Origin of the sequence: Kocuria sp. APC 4018, assembly GCF_030407675.1 — a bacterium.
Classification (GTDB): domain Bacteria; phylum Actinomycetota; class Actinomycetes; order Actinomycetales; family Micrococcaceae; genus Kocuria; species Kocuria rhizophila.
Genome location: NZ_JASDCY010000007.1, coordinates 13,495 through 31,120, shown reverse-complemented (window position 1 = coordinate 31,120; position 17,626 = coordinate 13,495). Strand labels below are relative to the sequence as shown.

At 71.1% G+C, this 17,626-nt stretch carries 15 protein-coding genes; 12 read left to right on the top strand and 3 right to left on the bottom strand.

Annotation, left to right across the window (positions count from 1 at the left end; all coding sequences use genetic code 11):
- The first annotated feature begins 28 nt into the window (after positions 1-28).
- The 8 genes from QL985_RS02435 (at position 29) to QL985_RS02400 (ending at position 9,575) form a co-directional block, all read left to right on the top strand.
- On the top strand, positions 29-424 hold the full coding sequence (locus QL985_RS02435; protein WP_039101113.1) for an FKBP-type peptidyl-prolyl cis-trans isomerase: 396 nt from the start codon (positions 29-31) through the stop codon (positions 422-424).
- Positions 425-2,644: a WYL domain-containing protein gene (locus QL985_RS02430; RefSeq protein ID WP_019310640.1), complete on the top strand. Its 2,220-nt coding sequence runs from the start codon at positions 425-427 to the stop codon at positions 2,642-2,644.
- A gap of 25 nt (positions 2,645-2,669) precedes the next feature.
- On the top strand, positions 2,670-3,050 hold the full coding sequence (locus QL985_RS02425; RefSeq protein ID WP_039101263.1) for a hypothetical protein: 381 nt from the start codon (positions 2,670-2,672) through the stop codon (positions 3,048-3,050).
- Positions 3,034-3,369, top strand: a complete 336-nt coding sequence (gene tatA, locus QL985_RS02420; protein WP_039101114.1) for a Sec-independent protein translocase subunit TatA — start codon at positions 3,034-3,036, stop codon at positions 3,367-3,369. Before QL985_RS02425 ends, tatA begins: the two co-directional genes overlap by 17 nt.
- A 109-nt stretch (positions 3,370-3,478) precedes the next feature.
- A complete protein-coding gene (gene tatC, locus QL985_RS02415; RefSeq protein WP_082019264.1) occupies positions 3,479-4,390 on the top strand; it encodes a twin-arginine translocase subunit TatC in 912 nt (303 codons plus the stop codon).
- Positions 4,391-4,451: 61 nt separating this feature from the next.
- Positions 4,452-7,277, top strand: coding sequence for a DEAD/DEAH box helicase (locus QL985_RS02410; RefSeq protein WP_259919966.1), 2,826 nt, complete (start codon positions 4,452-4,454; stop codon positions 7,275-7,277).
- Positions 7,278-7,326: 49 nt separating this feature from the next.
- Positions 7,327-8,646, top strand: coding sequence for a hypothetical protein (locus QL985_RS02405; RefSeq protein WP_259919964.1), 1,320 nt, complete (start codon positions 7,327-7,329; stop codon positions 8,644-8,646).
- Positions 8,647-8,834: 188 nt separating this feature from the next.
- Positions 8,835-9,575: a polyprenol monophosphomannose synthase gene (locus QL985_RS02400; protein ID WP_124109715.1), complete on the top strand. Its 741-nt coding sequence runs from the start codon at positions 8,835-8,837 to the stop codon at positions 9,573-9,575.
- Positions 9,576-9,801: 226 nt separating this feature from the next.
- Here QL985_RS02400 and QL985_RS02395 read toward each other — a convergent pair whose 3' ends face one another.
- The 3 genes from QL985_RS02395 to QL985_RS02385 form a co-directional block, all read right to left on the bottom strand.
- On the bottom strand, positions 9,802-10,137 hold the full coding sequence (locus QL985_RS02395) for an RNA polymerase-binding protein RbpA (protein ID WP_290147564.1): 336 nt from the start codon (positions 10,135-10,137) through the stop codon (positions 9,802-9,804).
- A 111-nt stretch (positions 10,138-10,248) separates the two neighbouring features.
- The gene (locus QL985_RS02390) at positions 10,249-11,433 is read right to left on the bottom strand and encodes an SPFH domain-containing protein (protein ID WP_259919226.1); all 1,185 of its coding nucleotides are present in this window, start codon (positions 11,431-11,433) and stop codon (positions 10,249-10,251) included.
- A gap of 86 nt (positions 11,434-11,519) precedes the next feature.
- Positions 11,520-12,014 (bottom strand): NfeD family protein, encoded by a 495-nt coding sequence (locus tag QL985_RS02385; protein ID WP_259919229.1) that lies wholly within the window; start codon positions 12,012-12,014, stop codon positions 11,520-11,522.
- 326 nt (positions 12,015-12,340) lie between these two features.
- Here QL985_RS02385 and QL985_RS02380 point away from each other — a divergent pair, with 326 nt between their 5' ends.
- The 4 genes from QL985_RS02380 to QL985_RS02365 all read left to right on the top strand — a co-directional run bounded on the left by QL985_RS02380 (position 12,341) and on the right by QL985_RS02365 (position 17,622).
- Positions 12,341-13,273, top strand: coding sequence for a PRC and DUF2382 domain-containing protein (locus tag QL985_RS02380; protein ID WP_259919232.1), 933 nt, complete (start codon positions 12,341-12,343; stop codon positions 13,271-13,273).
- Positions 13,274-13,527: 254 nt separating this feature from the next.
- On the top strand, positions 13,528-15,657 hold the full coding sequence (gene thrS / locus QL985_RS02375) for a threonine--tRNA ligase (protein ID WP_259919235.1): 2,130 nt from the start codon (positions 13,528-13,530) through the stop codon (positions 15,655-15,657).
- Entirely contained in the window at positions 15,654-16,229 is a 576-nt protein-coding gene (locus QL985_RS02370; RefSeq protein WP_019309312.1) for an HIT domain-containing protein, read from the top strand. The genes thrS and QL985_RS02370 overlap by 4 nt, the downstream gene beginning before the upstream one ends.
- A 79-nt stretch (positions 16,230-16,308) precedes the next feature.
- Positions 16,309-17,622: a Mur ligase family protein gene (locus tag QL985_RS02365; protein WP_259919237.1), complete on the top strand. Its 1,314-nt coding sequence runs from the start codon at positions 16,309-16,311 to the stop codon at positions 17,620-17,622.
- The last annotated feature ends 4 nt before the right edge of the window (positions 17,623-17,626 follow it).

Sequence of the window (17,626 nt, the reverse complement as noted above, 5' to 3'; positions counted from 1 at the left end):
CCGGGGTCCTCGACGAAAGGTAGAGCCCGTGTCATTCGGACAGCGCAAGCTTGATCGTTCCAAGCCCGAGGTCGACTTCCCCCAGGACCCCGTGCCCACCGAGCTGCGGATCGTGGACGAGATCCAGGGCACGGGCAAGGAGGCCACCCCCGGCGCCACCGTGTCCTGCCACTACGTGGGTGTCACCTACTCGGGCGGCGAGGAGTTCGACGCCTCCTGGAACCGCGGCGAGCCCCTGGACTTCACGGTGGGCATCGGCCAGGTCATCCAGGGCTGGGACCAGGGTCTGCTGGGCATGAAGGTGGGCGGGCGGCGTCGTCTGGAGATCCCCTCCGAGATGGCGTACGGCAAGCGCGGCGCGGGGGCGCAGATCGGCCCCGACGAGGCCCTGATCTTCGTGGTGGACCTGCTCGACGTCCGCTGAATGCCGCGCCACACCGGCGAGGCGGCACGCCGTTCGACCACGGCGTCCGCCGAGCGTCTGCTGAACCTGCTGATTGCGCTGCTGGACCGTGAGTCCGGCTACACGCGCGAGCAGCTGCGCGCCATCGTGCCCGGGTACGACCGTGCGGGCAACCAGGACGCGTTCGAGCGCATGTTCGAGCGCGACAAGGCCCACCTGCGGTCCCTGGGGTACCCGGTCGAGGAGATCCCCGACGACGACCCCTGGGCCTCCGACGCCCAGCTCACCCCGCGCTACCGCGTGCCCCGCGGCTCCTACAACCTCCCCGAGGTGCGCTTCAGCGCGGAGGAGTCGGCGGTGCTCGCGGTCGCCGCAGATGCTTGGAACGACGCCGCCCAGGACCGGCTCGCGCGGCGCGCCCTGGACAAGCTCGAACCCGCGCTGAGTGCGGAGGTCACGCCCGGGCGGGACGTCCAGCCCACCGTGGCGGTCGCGGACCCCGCGTTCGAGCCGCTGCTCTCGGCGGTGCTCGCGCACCGGACGGTGCGCTTCGACTACGTGGACCGCACGGGCGCCTACTCGCGGCGCACCGTGCAGCCGTGGGGAGTGGGCTCGCGCTACGGCGCGTGGTACCTCGCAGGCTGGGACACGGACCGGGGTGCTCAGCGCACATTCCGTCTCTCACGGATCATCTCCGAGGTCGCGGTGACCCGGGAGGGTTTCGAGCCGCCCCGCGACTTCTCGATGGGAGGGCAGCTGGCCCGGATGGTCAGCCAGCCGCCGCAGCTGCGCGTGGTCGTGTTCGTGCGGCAGGGCGCGGGTCAGCTGCTGCGCCGGATCGCGACGCCCGCGGCGGCGTCGTGCTGGCGGGCACCCGAGGGCTTCGACGCCGTGGAGCTGGCCGTCCACGACACCGAGTCCGCCGCCGAGCACGTGTGCGCCGCCGGTCCGGACGCGTGGGTTCCGCGCACCTCGTCCGCGCCCGAGGACGCCTCGTGCACCGTGGACGAGGAGACCCAGGCCGTGGTCGCGGAGGCCGTGGCCCGCAGGCTCGAGGACGCCCGTGCCTTCCAGGCACGCATGGGCGGCGTGTCCGTGCACTGGGGCAAGCAGCGCCGCCAGGGCGCGGCCAAGGCCAGCACGGAGCACCACCTCGCGCGGCTGCTGCACATCGTGCGCCACGTCTACGCCCACCAGGGGGCGGAGCTCGAGGAGACGGCCCGGCACTTCGGCATCACGGACGCCGAGCTGGTCAACGACCTGCAGACCCTGTTCGTGTGCGGCCGTCCCGGGCACCTCCCGGACCAGCTCATCGACGCCTCGTGGGACGACGGCCACATCTACCTGGGCAACGCGCAGGAGCTCTCCGAGCCGGTGCGGCTCACGGTCCCCGAGGCGAGCGCCCTGCTCATGGGTCTGCAGACCCTGCAGGCCGTGCCCGGCGGCGACAGCCGCGTGGTGCGCTCGGCCATGCAGAAGGTCGCCACGGCCGCGGACGCCCTCCCGCTCGCGGACGCCCTCGCCGCACCGGAGGGCGACGCCGCCGCGGAGCCGCGGGACAGCGCCCTGGTCGCCGAGCTGCGCCGCGCGATCGCCGAGGGCCGGCGGGTGCGGCTGCGCTACCTCGTGGCCTCGCGCGACGAGGTCACGGAGCGGCTCGTGGACCCGGTGCGGATGATCTTCTCGGACGGCCACCAGTACCTGCGCGGGTGGTGCCTGCAGGCCAACGGGCCGCGCACCTTCCGGGCGGACCGGATCGTGGGCTGCGAGGACGCGGGGGAGGCCGAGGCGCACCCGCGCATGGAGTCCGAGGTGCGCTCGAGCATCCAGCCCGCCAAACGGCGGCCCGTGCAGGCCGTGGTGGTCACCGACCGCCGGGGCCGGTGGATCGTGGAGCACTACCACGCCAAGCGCTACGTGGAGGTCTCGGTGCCGGAGGCCGCCTCGACCCACGGACCCGCGGCCGCCGGAGCGCCAGGGGAGGAAACCGCACGGGCCGCCACGGCGTCCACGGCGAACTCCCAGGCGGGGGACGCGGCACGGACGCGGGCACCCCGGGGACCGCGTCCGCTGCCGGAGTACGTGGCGGCTGAGGTGGACTTCCCCACGCTCGATGCCCTGTCGTCGCTCGTCACCCGCCACGCCGGCCACGTGGGAGTGGTGTCCCCGCCCGAGGCCGTGGCCGCTGTTGAACAGTGGCTGAACAGCAGTGGTCCGGGCGGCACCGCGCAGCCGAGCTGACGCCCTGGTGCCTATACTGGGGAGCATGCTCTGGTGGATGTGGATCGTGCTGTGGACCGTGGTGGTCCTGGCCAGTGCCGCATTCGTCGCAGGACTGCTCTACCGGTTGTTCACGCGGCACGTGGTGCCCGCCCTGGACGAGCTCGAACGCAGCGCCTCCGAGTTCTCGGAGCACTGGAACTCCGCCTCCCAGGGGCAGCCCGCGCCGTTGCGCGCACCCGCACCACCCGCCATGTTCACCCCGGTGAACGACACCCGTGCCGCGTACCGCAGCGGCCGGGACCAACGACAGACGGCTCGGCTCATCCGCAGGATGCAGCGCAAGGACGCCCAGGGACTGCCACAGCGCTACCGGGACGTCCTGCGAGCCGAACAGAAAGGACTCCGCCATGGGCAAGTTGTTTGACAGCCCTCTGACCGTCATCTTGATCCTCGTGGTCATCCTGCTCCTCTTCGGTGCGCCCAAGCTCCCCGGGATGGCGCGCAGCCTGGGCCAGTCCATGCGCATCTTCAAGTCCGAGGTCAAGGAGATGAAGAAGGACGACGACCCGAACGTGACCGTCAACGGCCAGCCCGCCGCGGACGGCCAGCCCGTGGCCGGCACTCCGGCCCAGCAGGCCGCTCCCACGCAGCCGCAGGCTCCCGCCCAGCCGGCCGCACCGGCACAGCCGCAGGCCACCCAGCAGGCACCCGTGGTGGACCAGAACCAGCGGCCCACCGCCTGAGGCGCAGCCTCACAGGTCACGGGGCCGGGCCGCACGGCTCGGCCCCGTGTGCATGACCAGAACGCTCCGGCAGCCCGGGTGGGCCGCCCGGCAGAGAAGGCAGGGACCCATGTCCAGCACGGACTCCGAGACCCCGGCACGCGCGGCGCGTCCATCGCGCCGGGACCGCCGCAAGGTCACGTCCCGTCGGCACAACCCCCAGGCCCAGATGGCCCTCAAGGAGCACCTGCGGGAGTTCCGCAACCGGCTGTTCAAGTCCGCGGCGGCCACCGTGGTGGGGGCCGTGCTCGGGTTCATGGTGTACGAGCCGTTCATGCGGTACATCACGGAGCCGCTGCAACGCCTCGCCGAGTCCGGGCGCACGGCCACCATCAACTACTCGTCGGTGGGCGGCTCCTTCAACACCATGGTCGAGGTCTCCATCGTGCTGGGGCTCATCATCGCCTCACCGGTGTGGCTCTACCAGCTGTGGGCGTTCATCACCCCGGCGCTGCACAAGAAGGAGCGCCGCTACGCCCTGGGCTTCCTGGCCGCGGCCATTCCCCTGTTCCTGGGCGGCTGCGCGATCGCCATCATCACCCTGCCCACCGCGGTCTACGCCCTCACGGCGTTCACCCCCGAGGGCGGGGCCAACTTCGTGGAGGCCGGAACCTACCTGCGGTTCTTCCTCCAGCTCATCCTCACCTTCGGCATCTCGTGCGTGGTCCCGGTCCTTCTGGTGGGACTCAACATGATGGGCCTGCTCTCCGGGCGCTCCGTGATCAAGTCCTGGCGGATCGTGGTGGTGGTCGTGCTGGTGATCGCGGCCATGGCGGCACCGGGCCCGGACCCCATCACCATGGTCTACCTGGCCGTGCCGCTGCTCGCGCTGTTCTTCGTGGCCGCCGGGCTGTGCCTCTACCTGGACCGGCGCAAGGCCAAGCGCCAAGCGCGGCAGGCCGAGGCCACGGGGGCGAGCGCCGACCGCGGCACCTCCGCTGAGGAGCTGCGCTCCCTGGGCAGCACCGCCGTGGAGGGCTGAGAGCTCCCACGGCTCCCGCTCCCGCCTCGAGGGTGTCGGGGTCACCGCGTAGGCTGGGGCCATGTCTTCCCCCGCCGACCGGTACACGGCCGCCAAGGCTCGCGCGGCCCACGCCAGCACCGAACTCTCGGCCTTCGAGCACACCCTGGACTTCGAGCTGGATCCGTTCCAGCTCCAGGGGTGCAGGGCCCTCGAGGACGGCAGGGGGGTGCTCGTGGCCGCGCCCACGGGTGCGGGCAAGACCGTGGTGGGGGAGTTCGCCATCCACCTGGCCCTGCAGCAGGGCAAGAAGGCGTTCTACACCACCCCCATCAAGGCGCTGAGCAACCAGAAGTTCCACGAGTTCTCCCGCCGCTGGGGCTCCGACCGCGTGGGCCTGCTCACCGGGGACACCTCCGTGAACTCTGAGGCGGACGTGGTGGTCATGACCACCGAGGTGCTGCGCAACATGCTCTACGGCGGCTCGGCCACGCTCAGCAACCTGGGTTTCGTGGTCATGGACGAGGTCCACTACCTCGCGGACCGCTTCCGGGGTGCCGTGTGGGAAGAGGTCATCATCCACCTGCCGGAGCACGTGCAGTTGGTGTCCCTGTCCGCCACGGTCTCCAACGCCGAGGAGTTCGGCGCGTGGCTGGACGACGTCCGCGGCAGCACGGAAGTGGTGGTCTCCGAGCACCGCCCGGTCCCGCTGTGGCAGCACGTGCAGGTGGGCCCGCAGCTGATGGACCTGTTCGTCGACGACACCACGGTGGAGGAGGCCGCCCAGCGCCACTCGGACAAGCACCGGGACGAGCCCGCGGTGAACCCCGAGCTGCTGCGGCTCTTCCGCACCCAGCACCCCCGCGGCGGCCGTTCCGGGGGCCGAGGCCCAGGGCACCGCAACCGTCGTCGCGGCGGACACCGGCAAGAGCCGCGCACCGGTCGTCAGGACCGGATCTCCCGACCGCACCTGCTGCGCCGGCTGGATGCGGAGGCGCTGCTGCCCGCCATCACCTTCATCTTCTCCCGTGCCGGGTGCGACGCCGCCGTGGGCCAGTGCGTGGTCGCGGACCTGTGGCTCACCACGCCCCAGGAGCAGCGCACCATCAAGGCCTACGCCGCGGAGGCCACCGCGCACATGTCCACTGCGGACCTCGCGGCCCTCAACTACGAGGACTGGTACCACGGGCTGATCCGCGGTGTCTCCGCGCACCACGCCGGCATGCTGCCGGTGTTCAAGGAAGTGGTGGAGCAGCTGTTCTCGGAGGGGCTCATCAAGGCCGTCTTCGCCACCGAAACCCTGGCGCTGGGGATCAACATGCCCGCCCGCTCCGTGGTGCTCGAGCGGCTGGACAAGTTCAACGGCGAGGCCCGCGTGGACATCACCCCGGGGGAGTACACCCAGCTCACGGGTCGCGCCGGCCGGCGGGGCATCGACGTCGAGGGCCACGCCGTGGTGCTGTGGCGTGACGGCATGAACCCCCAGTCCGTCGCGGGGCTCGCCTCCACCCGGACCTATCCCCTGAACTCGAGCTTCCGTCCCACGTACAACATGTCCACCAACCTGATCGCGCGCTACGGGGCCAAGCGCTCGCGCTCGATCCTGGAGACCTCGTTCGCCCAGTTCCAGGCCGACCGCTCCGTGGTCGGCATCGCCCGGCGTGTGCGCTCCCAGGAGAAGACCCTGGCGGCCTACCGCGAGGCCATGGACTGCCACCTGGGGGACTTCGGGGAGTACGCCGCGCTGCGCCGCGAGCTCGCCGCCGAGGAGAAGTCCGCGAGCAGGTCCCGCACCGCGCGGGAGCGCAACGACGCCGCTGTGGCCCTGCAGGATCTGCTGCCGGGCGACGTGATCGACATCCCCCAGGGCCGCAACGCGGGCTGGGCCGTGGTGCTGCGGGCGGACGCCCACCCGTTCGACCCCCGGCCGCACATCCTCACGGTGGACGGCAAGCTGCGACGCGTGGGCGTCAACGACCTCGACGGCTCCCTGCAGCCCAAGTCCCGGATCCGGATCCCCAAGAACTTCTCGGGCAAGTCGCCCCAGGAGCGCAAGGACCTCGCCTCCACGGTGCGGGCCGCGCTGCGGGAGCACCGCCCCGCCCGGGCCGGCTCCGGGGGCCACTCCATCCGCTTCGACCGCGGCACCTCCGCGCGGGACCACCGCATCGAGGACTTGAGGCGCCGGCTGCGGGCCCACCCGTGCCACGGCTGCTCGGACCGGGAGAACCATGCCCGCTGGGCCGAGCGCGCGTGGAAGCTGGAGCGGGAGACCGAGGGCCTGCGTCGGCAGATCGCCGGGCGCACGGGCAGCATCGCAGCAACGTTCGACCGGGTGTGCGCGGTGCTCTCGCACTTCAAGTACCTCCGGGAGGACGAGTCCGGGCAGCTGCAGCCCACCGCCGCGGGAGAGCAGCTGCGGCGCCTGTACGGCGAGCGTGACCTGCTGCTCGCGCTCTCCCTGCGGGACGGTTTCCTGGACGGTCTCGACGCCCCCGGTCTCGCGGGGGTCATGACGGCTCTGGTGTACCAGCCCCGGCGGGAGGACCAGGGGGCGCGCCCCCAGCTGCCCACTGCCCACATGGACGCCTCGGTCCAGACCCTGCTGCACAACTGGTCCGTGCTCTCCGCCCAGGAGGCCGAGCACCGGCTGCCCGTGACCGCGGCTCCCGAGCTGGGACTCGCGGAGGCCATGCACCGCTGGGCGCGCGGGGCGACCCTCACGCGGACCCTCACGGGCACCGACCTCGCGGCCGGTGACTTCGTCCGCTGGGCCAAGCAGACCATCGACGTCCTGGACCAGCTGCGCGGCGTCCACGGGCTGGACCCCGCGCTGCGGGACACGGCCCACGAGGCCATCGAGTCCGTGCGCCGCGGCGTGGTCGAGTACAGCGTCTTCGAACAGTAACCAGCACCCGGCGCCGGGCCACCCCCCGCGCCGGACCGAAGGGAATCACGTGACCGCACCCCAATCCCGCACCCGTGTCTGGACCCATGGCTCGGTGTACTCGCCGGCGGACCCGTTCGCCACGGCCATCCTCATCTCCGGTCCCACCGTGGCGTGGGTCGGTTCCGACGACGCCGCCCGGGCCATGGCGGGCCCGGACGTCACCCCGAGGGACCTGCGGGCGGCCGTGGTCACCCCGGCGTTCGTGGGGCACCACCGCGTCCCGCCACTGGATCGCGCCACGTCCGGCATGGACGACCGGGGCGAGGACACCGGAGGCGCTGCCGCGCAGGGCAGTGCCGGTCGGGACGGAGCCGAGGGCGCTCCCGGCGCGGGTGAACCGGCTCGCCCTGCTTCCGGGGGCGCCCCGGACCTTCCCGCTTCCGAGGGCATCCCGGACCCGCACGCACTGCCCCGGTCCTGCCAGGGCTACGGAGCCGTGGAGCTCGTGAGCTGCGATCCCTGCGCGCTGGAGCAGGCTGCGGCACGCGTCGAGGCCGACGGGGCCCGGCCCCTGCCCGTGCTGGTCAGGGCCGCCACGTCCCACGAGGACCTCGATCCCTCCACCCTGCCCTCGGCCTCGCTCGGCTTCGACGCCGCGGCCCTCGACGACACGGATGCGCTGCGCACGGCCGCTCGCGAGCACCTCGTGGCCTGCACGCGTGCCGGGCTGCAGGCGGTTCTCCTGCTCCCTCACGTCTTCGAGCCGGAGGAGTCCCCCGCGGAGACGGCGGCGGGCGGGGCGGCGTCGTCGTCCGGGAAACGCGTGGACGCGCTGCTGGACGCGGCCGCCGAGGCGCAGGAGACCACGGGACAGCGGACCTTCCGGGCGCGCGGGCACCGCCTCGTGGGGGTGGGGGACCTCGATGACGCCCAGTGCCAACGGCTCGCGACCCTTGGCCTCGCGGTGTCCTGCCACGCCGGAGTGGCGCCCCTGAGAGACCTCTCTCGCGCGGGGGTGCCCGTGACGCTGTTGACGGACGCGGCGAACCCCTGGTCCGCCGTGAAGACCGCCCTGGAGGCACCCCACGAGCGGCTGCGGACCTCGGCGCGGGCCGCGTTCCTGGCCCTGACCCGCGGTGCGTGGCGCGTCCAGCCCGGGGCCACCCCGCTGGCGGGGCAGCTCGCGCCGGGCTCGGAGGCGACCCTCGCGGTCTGGGACGCGGAGTCCGTGATGGTGCAGCAGGCCCAGGGAACGGGGTCCTCGTGGAGCACGGACCCGCGGGCGCGCACACCCGTGCTGCCCGCGCTCGATGACGCCCGGCTGCCCCGGTGCGAGGCCACGGTGGTCGCCGGGACCCTGGTGAGCGGGGACGAGCCGCGCCCCTGAGCACGGTGGTGCCGTGTTGGCCCTGACCTCCCCTGAGGTTAGACTGAGTTCTTACTGCCGGGTGGGTCCATCCGTCCTTAGAAAACAGAGATCGGCCTCGTGTCCTCTCTGGTCCGAAGGCGGATGGGCCTGCCCAGTGGTCTGTCCGGGCCCGGTGCCCGGCTACCTGCGGCATGAAAGGACGCCCGGTGCGAGTTCTCACCATCATTCCCACGTACAACGAACGTGAGTCGTTGCCCACGGTCATCACGCGGCTGCGAGCGGCGGTGCCGGATGCCCACGTCCTGATCGCGGACGACAACAGCCCCGACGGCACCGGAGACCTCGCGGACTCCCTCGCCGCACGGGACGCGAACATCCACGTGCTTCACCGTGCCCGCAAGGAGGGCCTGGGCCCCGCGTACCTCGCCGGCTTCGCGTGGGGACTGGAGCACGGCTACGACGTCCTCGTGGAGATGGACGCGGACTGCTCCCACCAGCCCGAGCAGCTCCCGCTGCTGCTGGACGCGGTCGAGCGCGGCGCGGACATGGCCATCGGCTCCCGCTACGTCCCCGGAGGACGCACCGAGAACTGGCCACTGCAGCGCCAGCTGATCTCCCGCGGCGGAAACCTGTACTCGCGGATCCTGCTGGGCACCGGCATCCACGACATCACGGGCGGCTTCCGCGCCTACCGCGACACCACCCTGCGTGCCCTGGACCTGGACTCCGTGCAATCACGCGGCTACTGCTTCCAGATCGACCTCGCCTGGCGTGCCGAACGGCTGGGGTTCACGATCGTGGAGGTGCCGATCACGTTCGTGGAGCGTGAGGAGGGCGTGTCCAAGATGAGCAACGACGTCACCATCGAGGCGGCCACGAGCGTGGCGAAGTGGGGGCTCACCGCCCGCGCGCAGACGCTCGCCCGCAAGCTCGGCCGCCGCGGCTGACGCCTTGCGGTGCGCGCTCCGGTCACCTGACCGGGGCGTGGACCCCGTCTCCGCCCGGTCGCCCGGCCTTGACGGAAACGGGCGTGGACGCGGCCGTGCCGGTCTGCCGCACGCTCCGTCTCCCGCGCCGAGCCTGTACTGCCGAGTTGGTCAACGCCCTGGCCCGGCATGAACGACTGTGGCCCCCGTCGGAGGACGGGGGCCACAGTCGTTCGCGGGTGACGGATCAGAGCGCGTGCTGCTCCTTGTAGAACTCCAGGCGCTGCTGGAGCGTCTCCTCCAGCTCCTCCACGCTGCGTCGCTCGAGCAGCATGTCCCAGTGCGAGCGCTGGTGCTTCTCGTTGGGGTTCTCCGGCTTCTCACCGTTGACCAGGATGGCCTCCTGTCCGGTCTTGGTGGTCCACACCGGCGGGATCTCGGCCTCGGCGGCGAACATCACGGAGACGGACTCGCCGTCCGCCGTGCGGTACTCCATGCGCTGGCGCGGGGCGGGCTCCACACCGGCTTCGGTCTCCATGGACTGGGAACCCAGGCGCATGCCTCGTAGGCTGCGATCACTCACGCAACGATCCTTCCTGACGAACGGACACTCGACCGGCTGGAACCTCCGCGAGCACGGGGTTCCGGGGCCGGACCGACTTCTTCACGAGCCACAACCACCGGAGCACCCGATTCATTCCCCGGCGCGCGGATCCTCGGGGGATTCGGGTTGCGCATGGCGGGCCGTGGAACCCGGCTGCCGGGTCAACGGGGAGTCGGAGGCGGGGGTTTCGCCCACGTGCGGGTCCCGTGCCTGCTCGGCAATGGGGGAGGAGTAGCGGGAGTCGGGCATCTCGAACTCGCTGGGGTCGGTCAGGGTCAGATCGGGCTCGAGGTCCTCCTCCGTGACCTTCACGGTCTCGTGCGCCACGATCGGATCGTCCTGCCGCGTGCTGCGGGCGGCCTCGTTCTCCTCCTCCCATGCATCGTCCTCGGGGGAGTCCGAGGCGCCCGGGTTGAGGTAGGAGCCCACGCCCCGCAGGGCGGTGCTGAGCTCGGCGGGGATCATCCAGACCTTGTTGGCCGTGCCCTCGGCCACCTTGGGCAGCGTCTGAATGTACTGGTAGGCCAGCAGCTTCTGGGTGGGCTTGGCGCGGTGGATCGAGTCGAACACCTTGGCGATGGCCTGGGCCTCGCCGTCCGCGCGCAGGATCGCGGCCTTCGCGTCACCCTCGGCGGAGAGGACGGCGGCCTGGCGCTCACCCTCGGCGGTGAGGATCTGGGACTGCTTCTCGCCCTCGGCCGTGAGGATCGCGGCGCGGCGGTCGCGCTCGGCGCGCATCTGCTTCTCCATGGAGTCCTGGATGGACGGCGGGGGAGTGATCTCCTTGATGTCCACGCGGGAGATCCTGATGCCCCAGCGCCCCGTGGTGGAGTCCAGGACCCCGCGCAATTCCGCGTTGATCTTGTCGCGGGAGGTCAGGGTCTCCTCGAGGTTCAGCCCGCCCACCACGTTGCGCAGGGTGGCGCTCGTGAGCTCGTCCACGGCCTGGATGTAGTTGGTGATCTCGTAGGTGGCGGCCCGCGGATCGGTGACCTGGAAGTACACCACGGTGTCGATCCCCACCACCAGGTTGTCCTCCGTGATCACGGACTGCGCCGGGAACGGGACCACCTGCTCGCGCAGGTCGATCAGGGGCAGCAGCCGGTCGATGAACGGGATCAGGAAGTGCAGCCCCGGGTTGAGGGTGGACTGGTACTTGCCCAGCCGCTCCACGATGCCGGCGCGGGACTGCGGAACGATCCGCACCGCCTTGATGAGGGCGATGACCGCGGCCAGCACCACCACGATCAGCAGGATGAGGATGACGATTGACATGACGTCCTTTCGGTGGGGGCTCGAGTGTGTCGGCGGGGAGCGCGTCCGCGTGAGCCGAGCGCTCACGGGCCCGCCGTGGTGGGGCCCTAGCGGTAGGTGCCGTGCTCGCCGTCGGCGCCCGGCGCGTGGGCCGGGGCCACGTCCGAGACCACGGCGGTGGCGCCGTCAATGCGGTGGACGAACACCTCGCGGCCCTCCGGCAGAGCCGGACCCGCGGAGGAGCGGGCCGTCCAGACGTCCCCCTCCAGCCGGACCAGTCCGCTGTGCTGCGTGACGGGCTCGAGCACGGTGGCCGGCAGTCCGATGAGCCGGTCGGTGTTGGAGCGCGTGGTGGGCGTGGACCGGTTGAGGCGGCGCAGGGCGATCGGGCGGATGACGAAGATCAGCAGCACCGAGACGACCGCGAAGAGCACCACCTGGACGGTGAAGCTGTCCACCACGAGGCTCACACCGGCGGTCACGAGCGCCGCGAGGGACATCATCAGGAACAGGAAGTCCAGGGTGAGCATCTCGATGGCCGCCAGGGCCAGCATGATGATCAGCCAGAAGATCCATGGATTGGTGACCAGTGCATCCCACACGTCGGAGCTCCGTCCTCTGTTGCGCTGCCGTTTCCGTGTGAATCACCCGAACGGTTCCGGGGAACTCACACCGGTTGGTCCTGCCCATTGTGCCCCACGCCACCCCGGCGACCTCGCAGGCGCCGCCCACCCGGCCCGGCCACCACAGGTGCGCCGCGCGCGCGGGCACCGGCGCGCCGGTTTTTCCGTGAGAGAAATCGGTAGCGCAGTGTGCTGATGGCCGTAATATGTGTCACGAAGCCAGACCGCACACCCACTGCGGGTGCGGCGGCCTCCGGCGCACAACCCGTGCGCCGGCAGCAGAGACTTACTGAGGAGTTAATGCGATGTCCACGTTCGACGTGAATGCAATTCTGTCCAGCACGGCCTACGGCTCCGACGGCGACAAGATCGGCAAGGTCGAGCAGGTGTTCCTGGACGACAACTCCGGCGAGCCCACCTTCCTGACCGTGAACACCGGTCTGTTCGGCGCCAAGGAGAACTTCGTTCCCGTGAAGGGCGCCCGTCAGGACGGCGACCGCGTGGTTCTTCCCTACACCAAGGACGTCATCAAGGACGCTCCGAAGGTCGACGCGGACCAGCACCTGTCCCCCGCCGAGGAGGAGGAGCTGTACCGCTACTACGAGATGAACTACGACGACGGTCGCGCCACGGGCACCGACCGTGACCGCAACGCCGCCGCGGCTGGCACCGCCGGTGTGGCCGGCGCCGCCGCCGGTGACCGTCACGCGAACGCCGACCGCGACGTCGCCGACCGCGACCGTCTCGCCGCGGACCGTGACCGCGACCTCACCGACCGCGACCGCGCCGGTGTGGACCAGGACCGCCACGTGGCCGCCGGTGAGAACGCCTCCGTGACCCGTCACGAGGAGCGCCTCAACGTGGGCACCCAGGAGCGCGAGGCCGGCCACGCCCGCCTGCGCAAGTACGTCGTGACCGACCACGAGACGGTTGACGTCCCGGTCGAGCGCGAAGAGGTCACCGTGGAGCGCACCCCGCTCAACGGCACCGAGGCCCACGCGGGCACCGGCCGGATCGGCGAGGAAGAGGTGGACGTGACTCTGCACGAGGAGCGCCCCGTCGTCGAGAAGGAAGCCGTGGCCGTCGAGGAGGTCGGGCTGAACAAGCAGACCGTCCGCGAGACCCAGCGCGTGGAGGCCGACGTCCAGAAGGAACAGGTCGACGTGGAGACCGATGTCGATCGTGACGGCCTCGGCCGCGACGACCTCGGCCGCAACGGCGAGGCTCCCCGCCGCTGAAGCCGTCCACGCGAGTGACCTCGCGTGAACACTGAAGGGTGTGCCCCGGGCTCCGGCTCGAGGCACACCCTTCGTCGTGCCCAGGGTGCCAGCGCGTGAGCGGACTCACGATCCGTCCGCAGGGCGCGCCGTCCCGTGCCGTCCGCGGCAGGTGGACGGTAGCATCGGGGAGGTCACGGGCGTGCACGGCACGTCCGCGGAACGCGCGCCCCCGGTACGGGCGGGCACACACAGAACTGACGAGGAGACACACCATGACGGATGCCCCAGCACTGCAGCTCACCGTGGACGGCGAGGCCCGCACCACGGAGCCGGGCACCACGGCCGCCGAGCTCTACGCCGAGCAGCGGGACGTGGTGGTGGCGCACGTCAATGGTGTCCTCAAGGACCTGTCCACGCCCCTGCAGGACGGGGACGTCGTGGAACGGGTGCTCGTGAGCGATCCGGAGGGGCTCGAGGTGCTGCGCCACTCCACAGCGCACGTGATGGCGCAGGCGGTGCAGGAGCTGCGTCCGGACGCCAAGCTGGGCATCGGCCCGTACATCACGGACGGCTTCTACTTCGACTTCGACGTCGCGGAGCCGTTCACCCCCGAGGACCTCAAGCAGCTCGAGAAGTCGATGCTGAAGATCGTCAACAGGAACCAGATCTTCCGCCGCCGCACGGTCACGGAGGACGAGGCGCGCGCGGAGATGGCCGACGAGCCCTACAAGCTCGAGCTCATCGACCTGGCCGGCGGGCCGGGCTCCGGTGCCGTGGAGGAGTCCGCCGAGGGTGCGTCCGTGGAGGTGGGCGGTGGCGAGCTCACGGTCTACGACAACGTGGACCGCAAGAGCGGGGACGTGGTGTGGCGCGACCTCTGCCGCGGCCCGCACCTGCCGGACACCAAGCACATCGGCAACGGCTACGCGCTCATGCGCTCCGCCGCGGCGTACTGGCGCGGCAACCAGGAGAACCAGCAGCTGCAGCGGATCTACGGCACGGCCTGGCCCTCCAAGGACGAGCTGAAGGCCTACAAGGAGCGTCTGGCCGAGGCCGAGCGCCGCGACCACCGCAAGCTGGGCGTGGAGCTGGACCTCTTCTCCTTCCCGGACGAGCTGGGCTCCGGCCTGCCCGTGTTCCACCCCAAGGGCGGGATCATCCGCAAGGAGATGGAGGACTACTCGCGCGAGCGACACGCCCGCGCCGGGTACGAGTTCGTCTACACCCCGCACATCACCAAGGGCCACCTGTACGAGGTCTCCGGACACCTGGACTGGTACCGGGACGGGATGTTCCCCCCGATGCACGTGGACGAGGAGCGGGACCCGGAGACGGGTGAGCTGACCAAGCCGGGTCAGGACTACTACCTCAAGCCCATGAACTGCCCCATGCACAATCTGATCTTCCGCTCCCGCGGGCGGTCCTACCGTGAGCTGCCGTTGCGGCTGTTCGAGTTCGGCGCCGTGTACCGCTACGAGAAGTCCGGGGTGATCCACGGACTCACGCGCGTGCGCGGCATGACCCAGGACGACGCCCACATCTACTGCACCCGCGAGCAGATGAAGGGCGAGCTGACGAACACCCTGAACTTCGTGCTGTCCCTGCTCCAGGACTACGGCATGGAGGACTTCTACCTGGAGCTCTCCACCAAGGACCCGAACAAGTTCGTGGGCTCGGACGAGATCTGGGACGAGGCCACCCGCACGCTGCGGGAGGTGGCGCAGGACTCCGGGCTGGAGCTGGTCCCGGACCCCGCGGGCGCCGCGTTCTACGGACCCAAGATCTCCGTGCAGGCCCGGGACGCGATCGGGCGCACGTGGCAGATGTCCACCATCCAGCTGGACTTCAACCTGCCGGAGCGCTTCGACCTGGAGTACCAGGCCTCGGACGGCACCCGGCAGCGCCCGGTGATGATTCACCGCGCACTGTTCGGCTCCGTGGAGCGCTTCATGGGCGTGCTCACAGAGCACTACGCGGGCGCGTTCCCGGCGTGGCTGGCTCCCGTGCAGGTGCGCGCCATCCCCGTGGCCGAGGCGTTCAACGACTACCTGGACGAGTTCGCCCAGTCCCTGCGCGAGCGCGGGATCCGGGTGGAGGTGGACACCTCCTCCGACCGCTTCCCCAAGAAGATCCGCACGGCGTCCAAGGACAAGATCCCGTTCGTGGTCATCGCCGGCGGCGAGGACGCCGAGGCGGGCACCGTGTCGTTCCGCTTCCGCGACGGCTCCCAGCACAACGGCGTGAGCCGGGCGGAGGCCGTGGAGCTCATTGCCCGCCACGTGGCCTCACGCGCCAACGAGGATCCGACGGCCCCGGCCGAGGAGGTCGCGGTGGACGCCACCGTGGTCGAGGAGCCGGCGGCGGCGTCGTCGGGGCAGACCCGGGCGCCGGAGCAGCTGTGACCGGGCGGGGCGCCGCGGCGCCGGACGGGGACGGTGTGGTCCGGGACGAGTTCGAGGTCCCGGGGGTGCCGGACAGCTTCCAGCGGCTGTGGACCCCGCACCGGCTCGCGTACGTGCGCGGGGAGGACACATCGGTGGAGCAGCCGCCGGGGTGCCCGTTCTGCACCGCGCCGCAGCGCTCCGACGAGGACTCCCTGATCGTGCACCGCGGCGAGCACTGCTTCGTGGTGCTCAACCTGTTCCCGTACAACCCCGGCCACGTGCTGGTGTGCCCGTACCGGCACGTGGCGGACCTGGACGAGCTCACGGACGACGAGCTGTGGGAGCTCAACACCCTGACCCGCACGGCGGTGCGCGTGATCCGGGAGGTTGCGAGTCCCGCGGCGTTCAACGTGGGGCTCAACCTGGGCTCCGCGGCGGGCGGCTCGCTCGCCGCTCACCTGCACCAGCACGTGGTGCCCCGGTGGACCGGTGACGCCAACTTCATGCCCGTGCTCGCGCAGACCAAACCGCTGATCCAGACCCTGGGGGCCACGCGCGAGGACATCGCCGCGGCCTGGCCCGGGGACTGACGGCCCGCGGGCCCACCGGTCCGCGACCGAGGGTGCCCGCACCCGTTCACCACTCGGGTGCCCGCACCCGCTCACTAGGATGGAGACCATGTCCCGACCTCTCGTACGCGTCCTCGGCCAGGGGGTGCGCTGGACGTCCAGCCTGCGCGGCGGCGGCTCCGCGTTCCCCGGCCTGTTCATGGAGAAGCTGCACCCCGGCTTCGTCGCGGAGGAGCTCGCCAAGCTGCCCCGCGGCGTGGTGGTGATCAGTGGGACCAACGGCAAGACCACCACCACCAAGATGACCGTGCAGCTGCTGCGCTCGCAGGGCCTGCGCGTGTTCACCAACCGCACGGGCTCGAATTTCGTGCGCGGTGTGGCCGCGTCCCTGCTCGCGGAGATGGACGCGTTCGGCCGTCTGGACGCGGACGTCGCGGTGCTCGAGCTGGACGAGGCCCACGCGGTGCACTTCGTGAAGCAGGTGCAGCCGCGGATCAGCCTGCTGCTCAACGTGATGCGCGACCAGCTGGACCGCTTCGGGGAGATCGACACCACGCGCCGGATGCTGCGCCAGGTGGCCCGCGCCACCACGGAGACCGTGGTGCTCAACCGCGAGGACCCCCGGATCGCGGGGCTCGCCGAGGACCTCTCCGCGGGCACAGCCGTGTCCTGGTTCGGGCTCTCGGACGCGCTGCGCCCCATGTTCCCGTCCGACGACGACATGCGCGAGGGCCTGCGCCAGGTGGATCCCGGCGAACAGGACTCCCAGGTGCCCTCGGCGCGGCGCCCGGACGCGGACGTCGTGCTGGAGGCCGTCAACGCCCGCAGCGTGGAGCTGGACGTGCGCGGCACGAGCCACGAGGCCACGGTGGACCTCTACGGCGTCTACAACCAGTACAACGCGGCGGCCGCCCTGGCCGTGAGCCTGCAGGTGCTGGGGGACGACGCCGATGTCCCCGCCCTGATGACCGAGCTCGGCAACGTGACGCCCGCCTTCGGGCGCGGCGAGACCATCGCGGTGGACGGCAAGCCCCTGCAGCTGCTGCTGGTGAAGAACCCCGCGGGGTTCCGGCTGTCGCTGGCATCCGCGTCCGCGCAGGACTACGCGACCATGATCGCGATCAACGACCAGTACGCGGACGGCCGGGACGTCTCCTGGCTGTGGGACGTGGACTTCGACAGCCTCCGGGAGGGCGGGGTGGACCTCGTCTCCGGAGTGCGCGCGTGGGACATGGCCCTGCGGCTGGACTACGACCTCGTGCGCGTGGGCGGGGTGGAACCGGACCTGGAGGACGCGTTGAAGCAGTTCATCGCACAGTCCGGGGACCGTCCCATGCGCATCTTCTGCACCTACACGGCCATGCTGTCCCTGCGCAAGATCCTGGGCGGCATGACGCACGTGGCCGCCATCTAGGAGA

What these genes read in the sequence shown, in the direction of transcription:
- QL985_RS02430 (WP_019310640.1), top strand. Translation starts at nt 425, where the DNA reads ATGCCGCGCCACACCGGCGAGGCGGCACGCCGTTCGACCACGGCGTCC.
- QL985_RS02425 (WP_039101263.1), top strand. Translation starts at nt 2,670, where the DNA reads ATGCTCTGGTGGATGTGGATCGTGCTGTGGACCGTGGTGGTCCTGGCC.
- tatA (WP_039101114.1), top strand. Translation starts at nt 3,034, where the DNA reads ATGGGCAAGTTGTTTGACAGCCCTCTGACCGTCATCTTGATCCTCGTG.
- tatC (WP_082019264.1), top strand. Translation starts at nt 3,479, where the DNA reads ATGTCCAGCACGGACTCCGAGACCCCGGCACGCGCGGCGCGTCCATCG.
- QL985_RS02410 (WP_259919966.1), top strand. Translation starts at nt 4,452, where the DNA reads ATGTCTTCCCCCGCCGACCGGTACACGGCCGCCAAGGCTCGCGCGGCC.
- QL985_RS02390 (WP_259919226.1), bottom strand. Translation starts at nt 11,433, where the DNA reads ATGTCAATCGTCATCCTCATCCTGCTGATCGTGGTGGTGCTGGCCGCG.
- QL985_RS02380 (WP_259919232.1), top strand. Translation starts at nt 12,341, where the DNA reads ATGTCCACGTTCGACGTGAATGCAATTCTGTCCAGCACGGCCTACGGC.
- thrS (WP_259919235.1), top strand. Translation starts at nt 13,528, where the DNA reads ATGACGGATGCCCCAGCACTGCAGCTCACCGTGGACGGCGAGGCCCGC.
- QL985_RS02365 (WP_259919237.1), top strand. Translation starts at nt 16,309, where the DNA reads ATGGAGACCATGTCCCGACCTCTCGTACGCGTCCTCGGCCAGGGGGTG.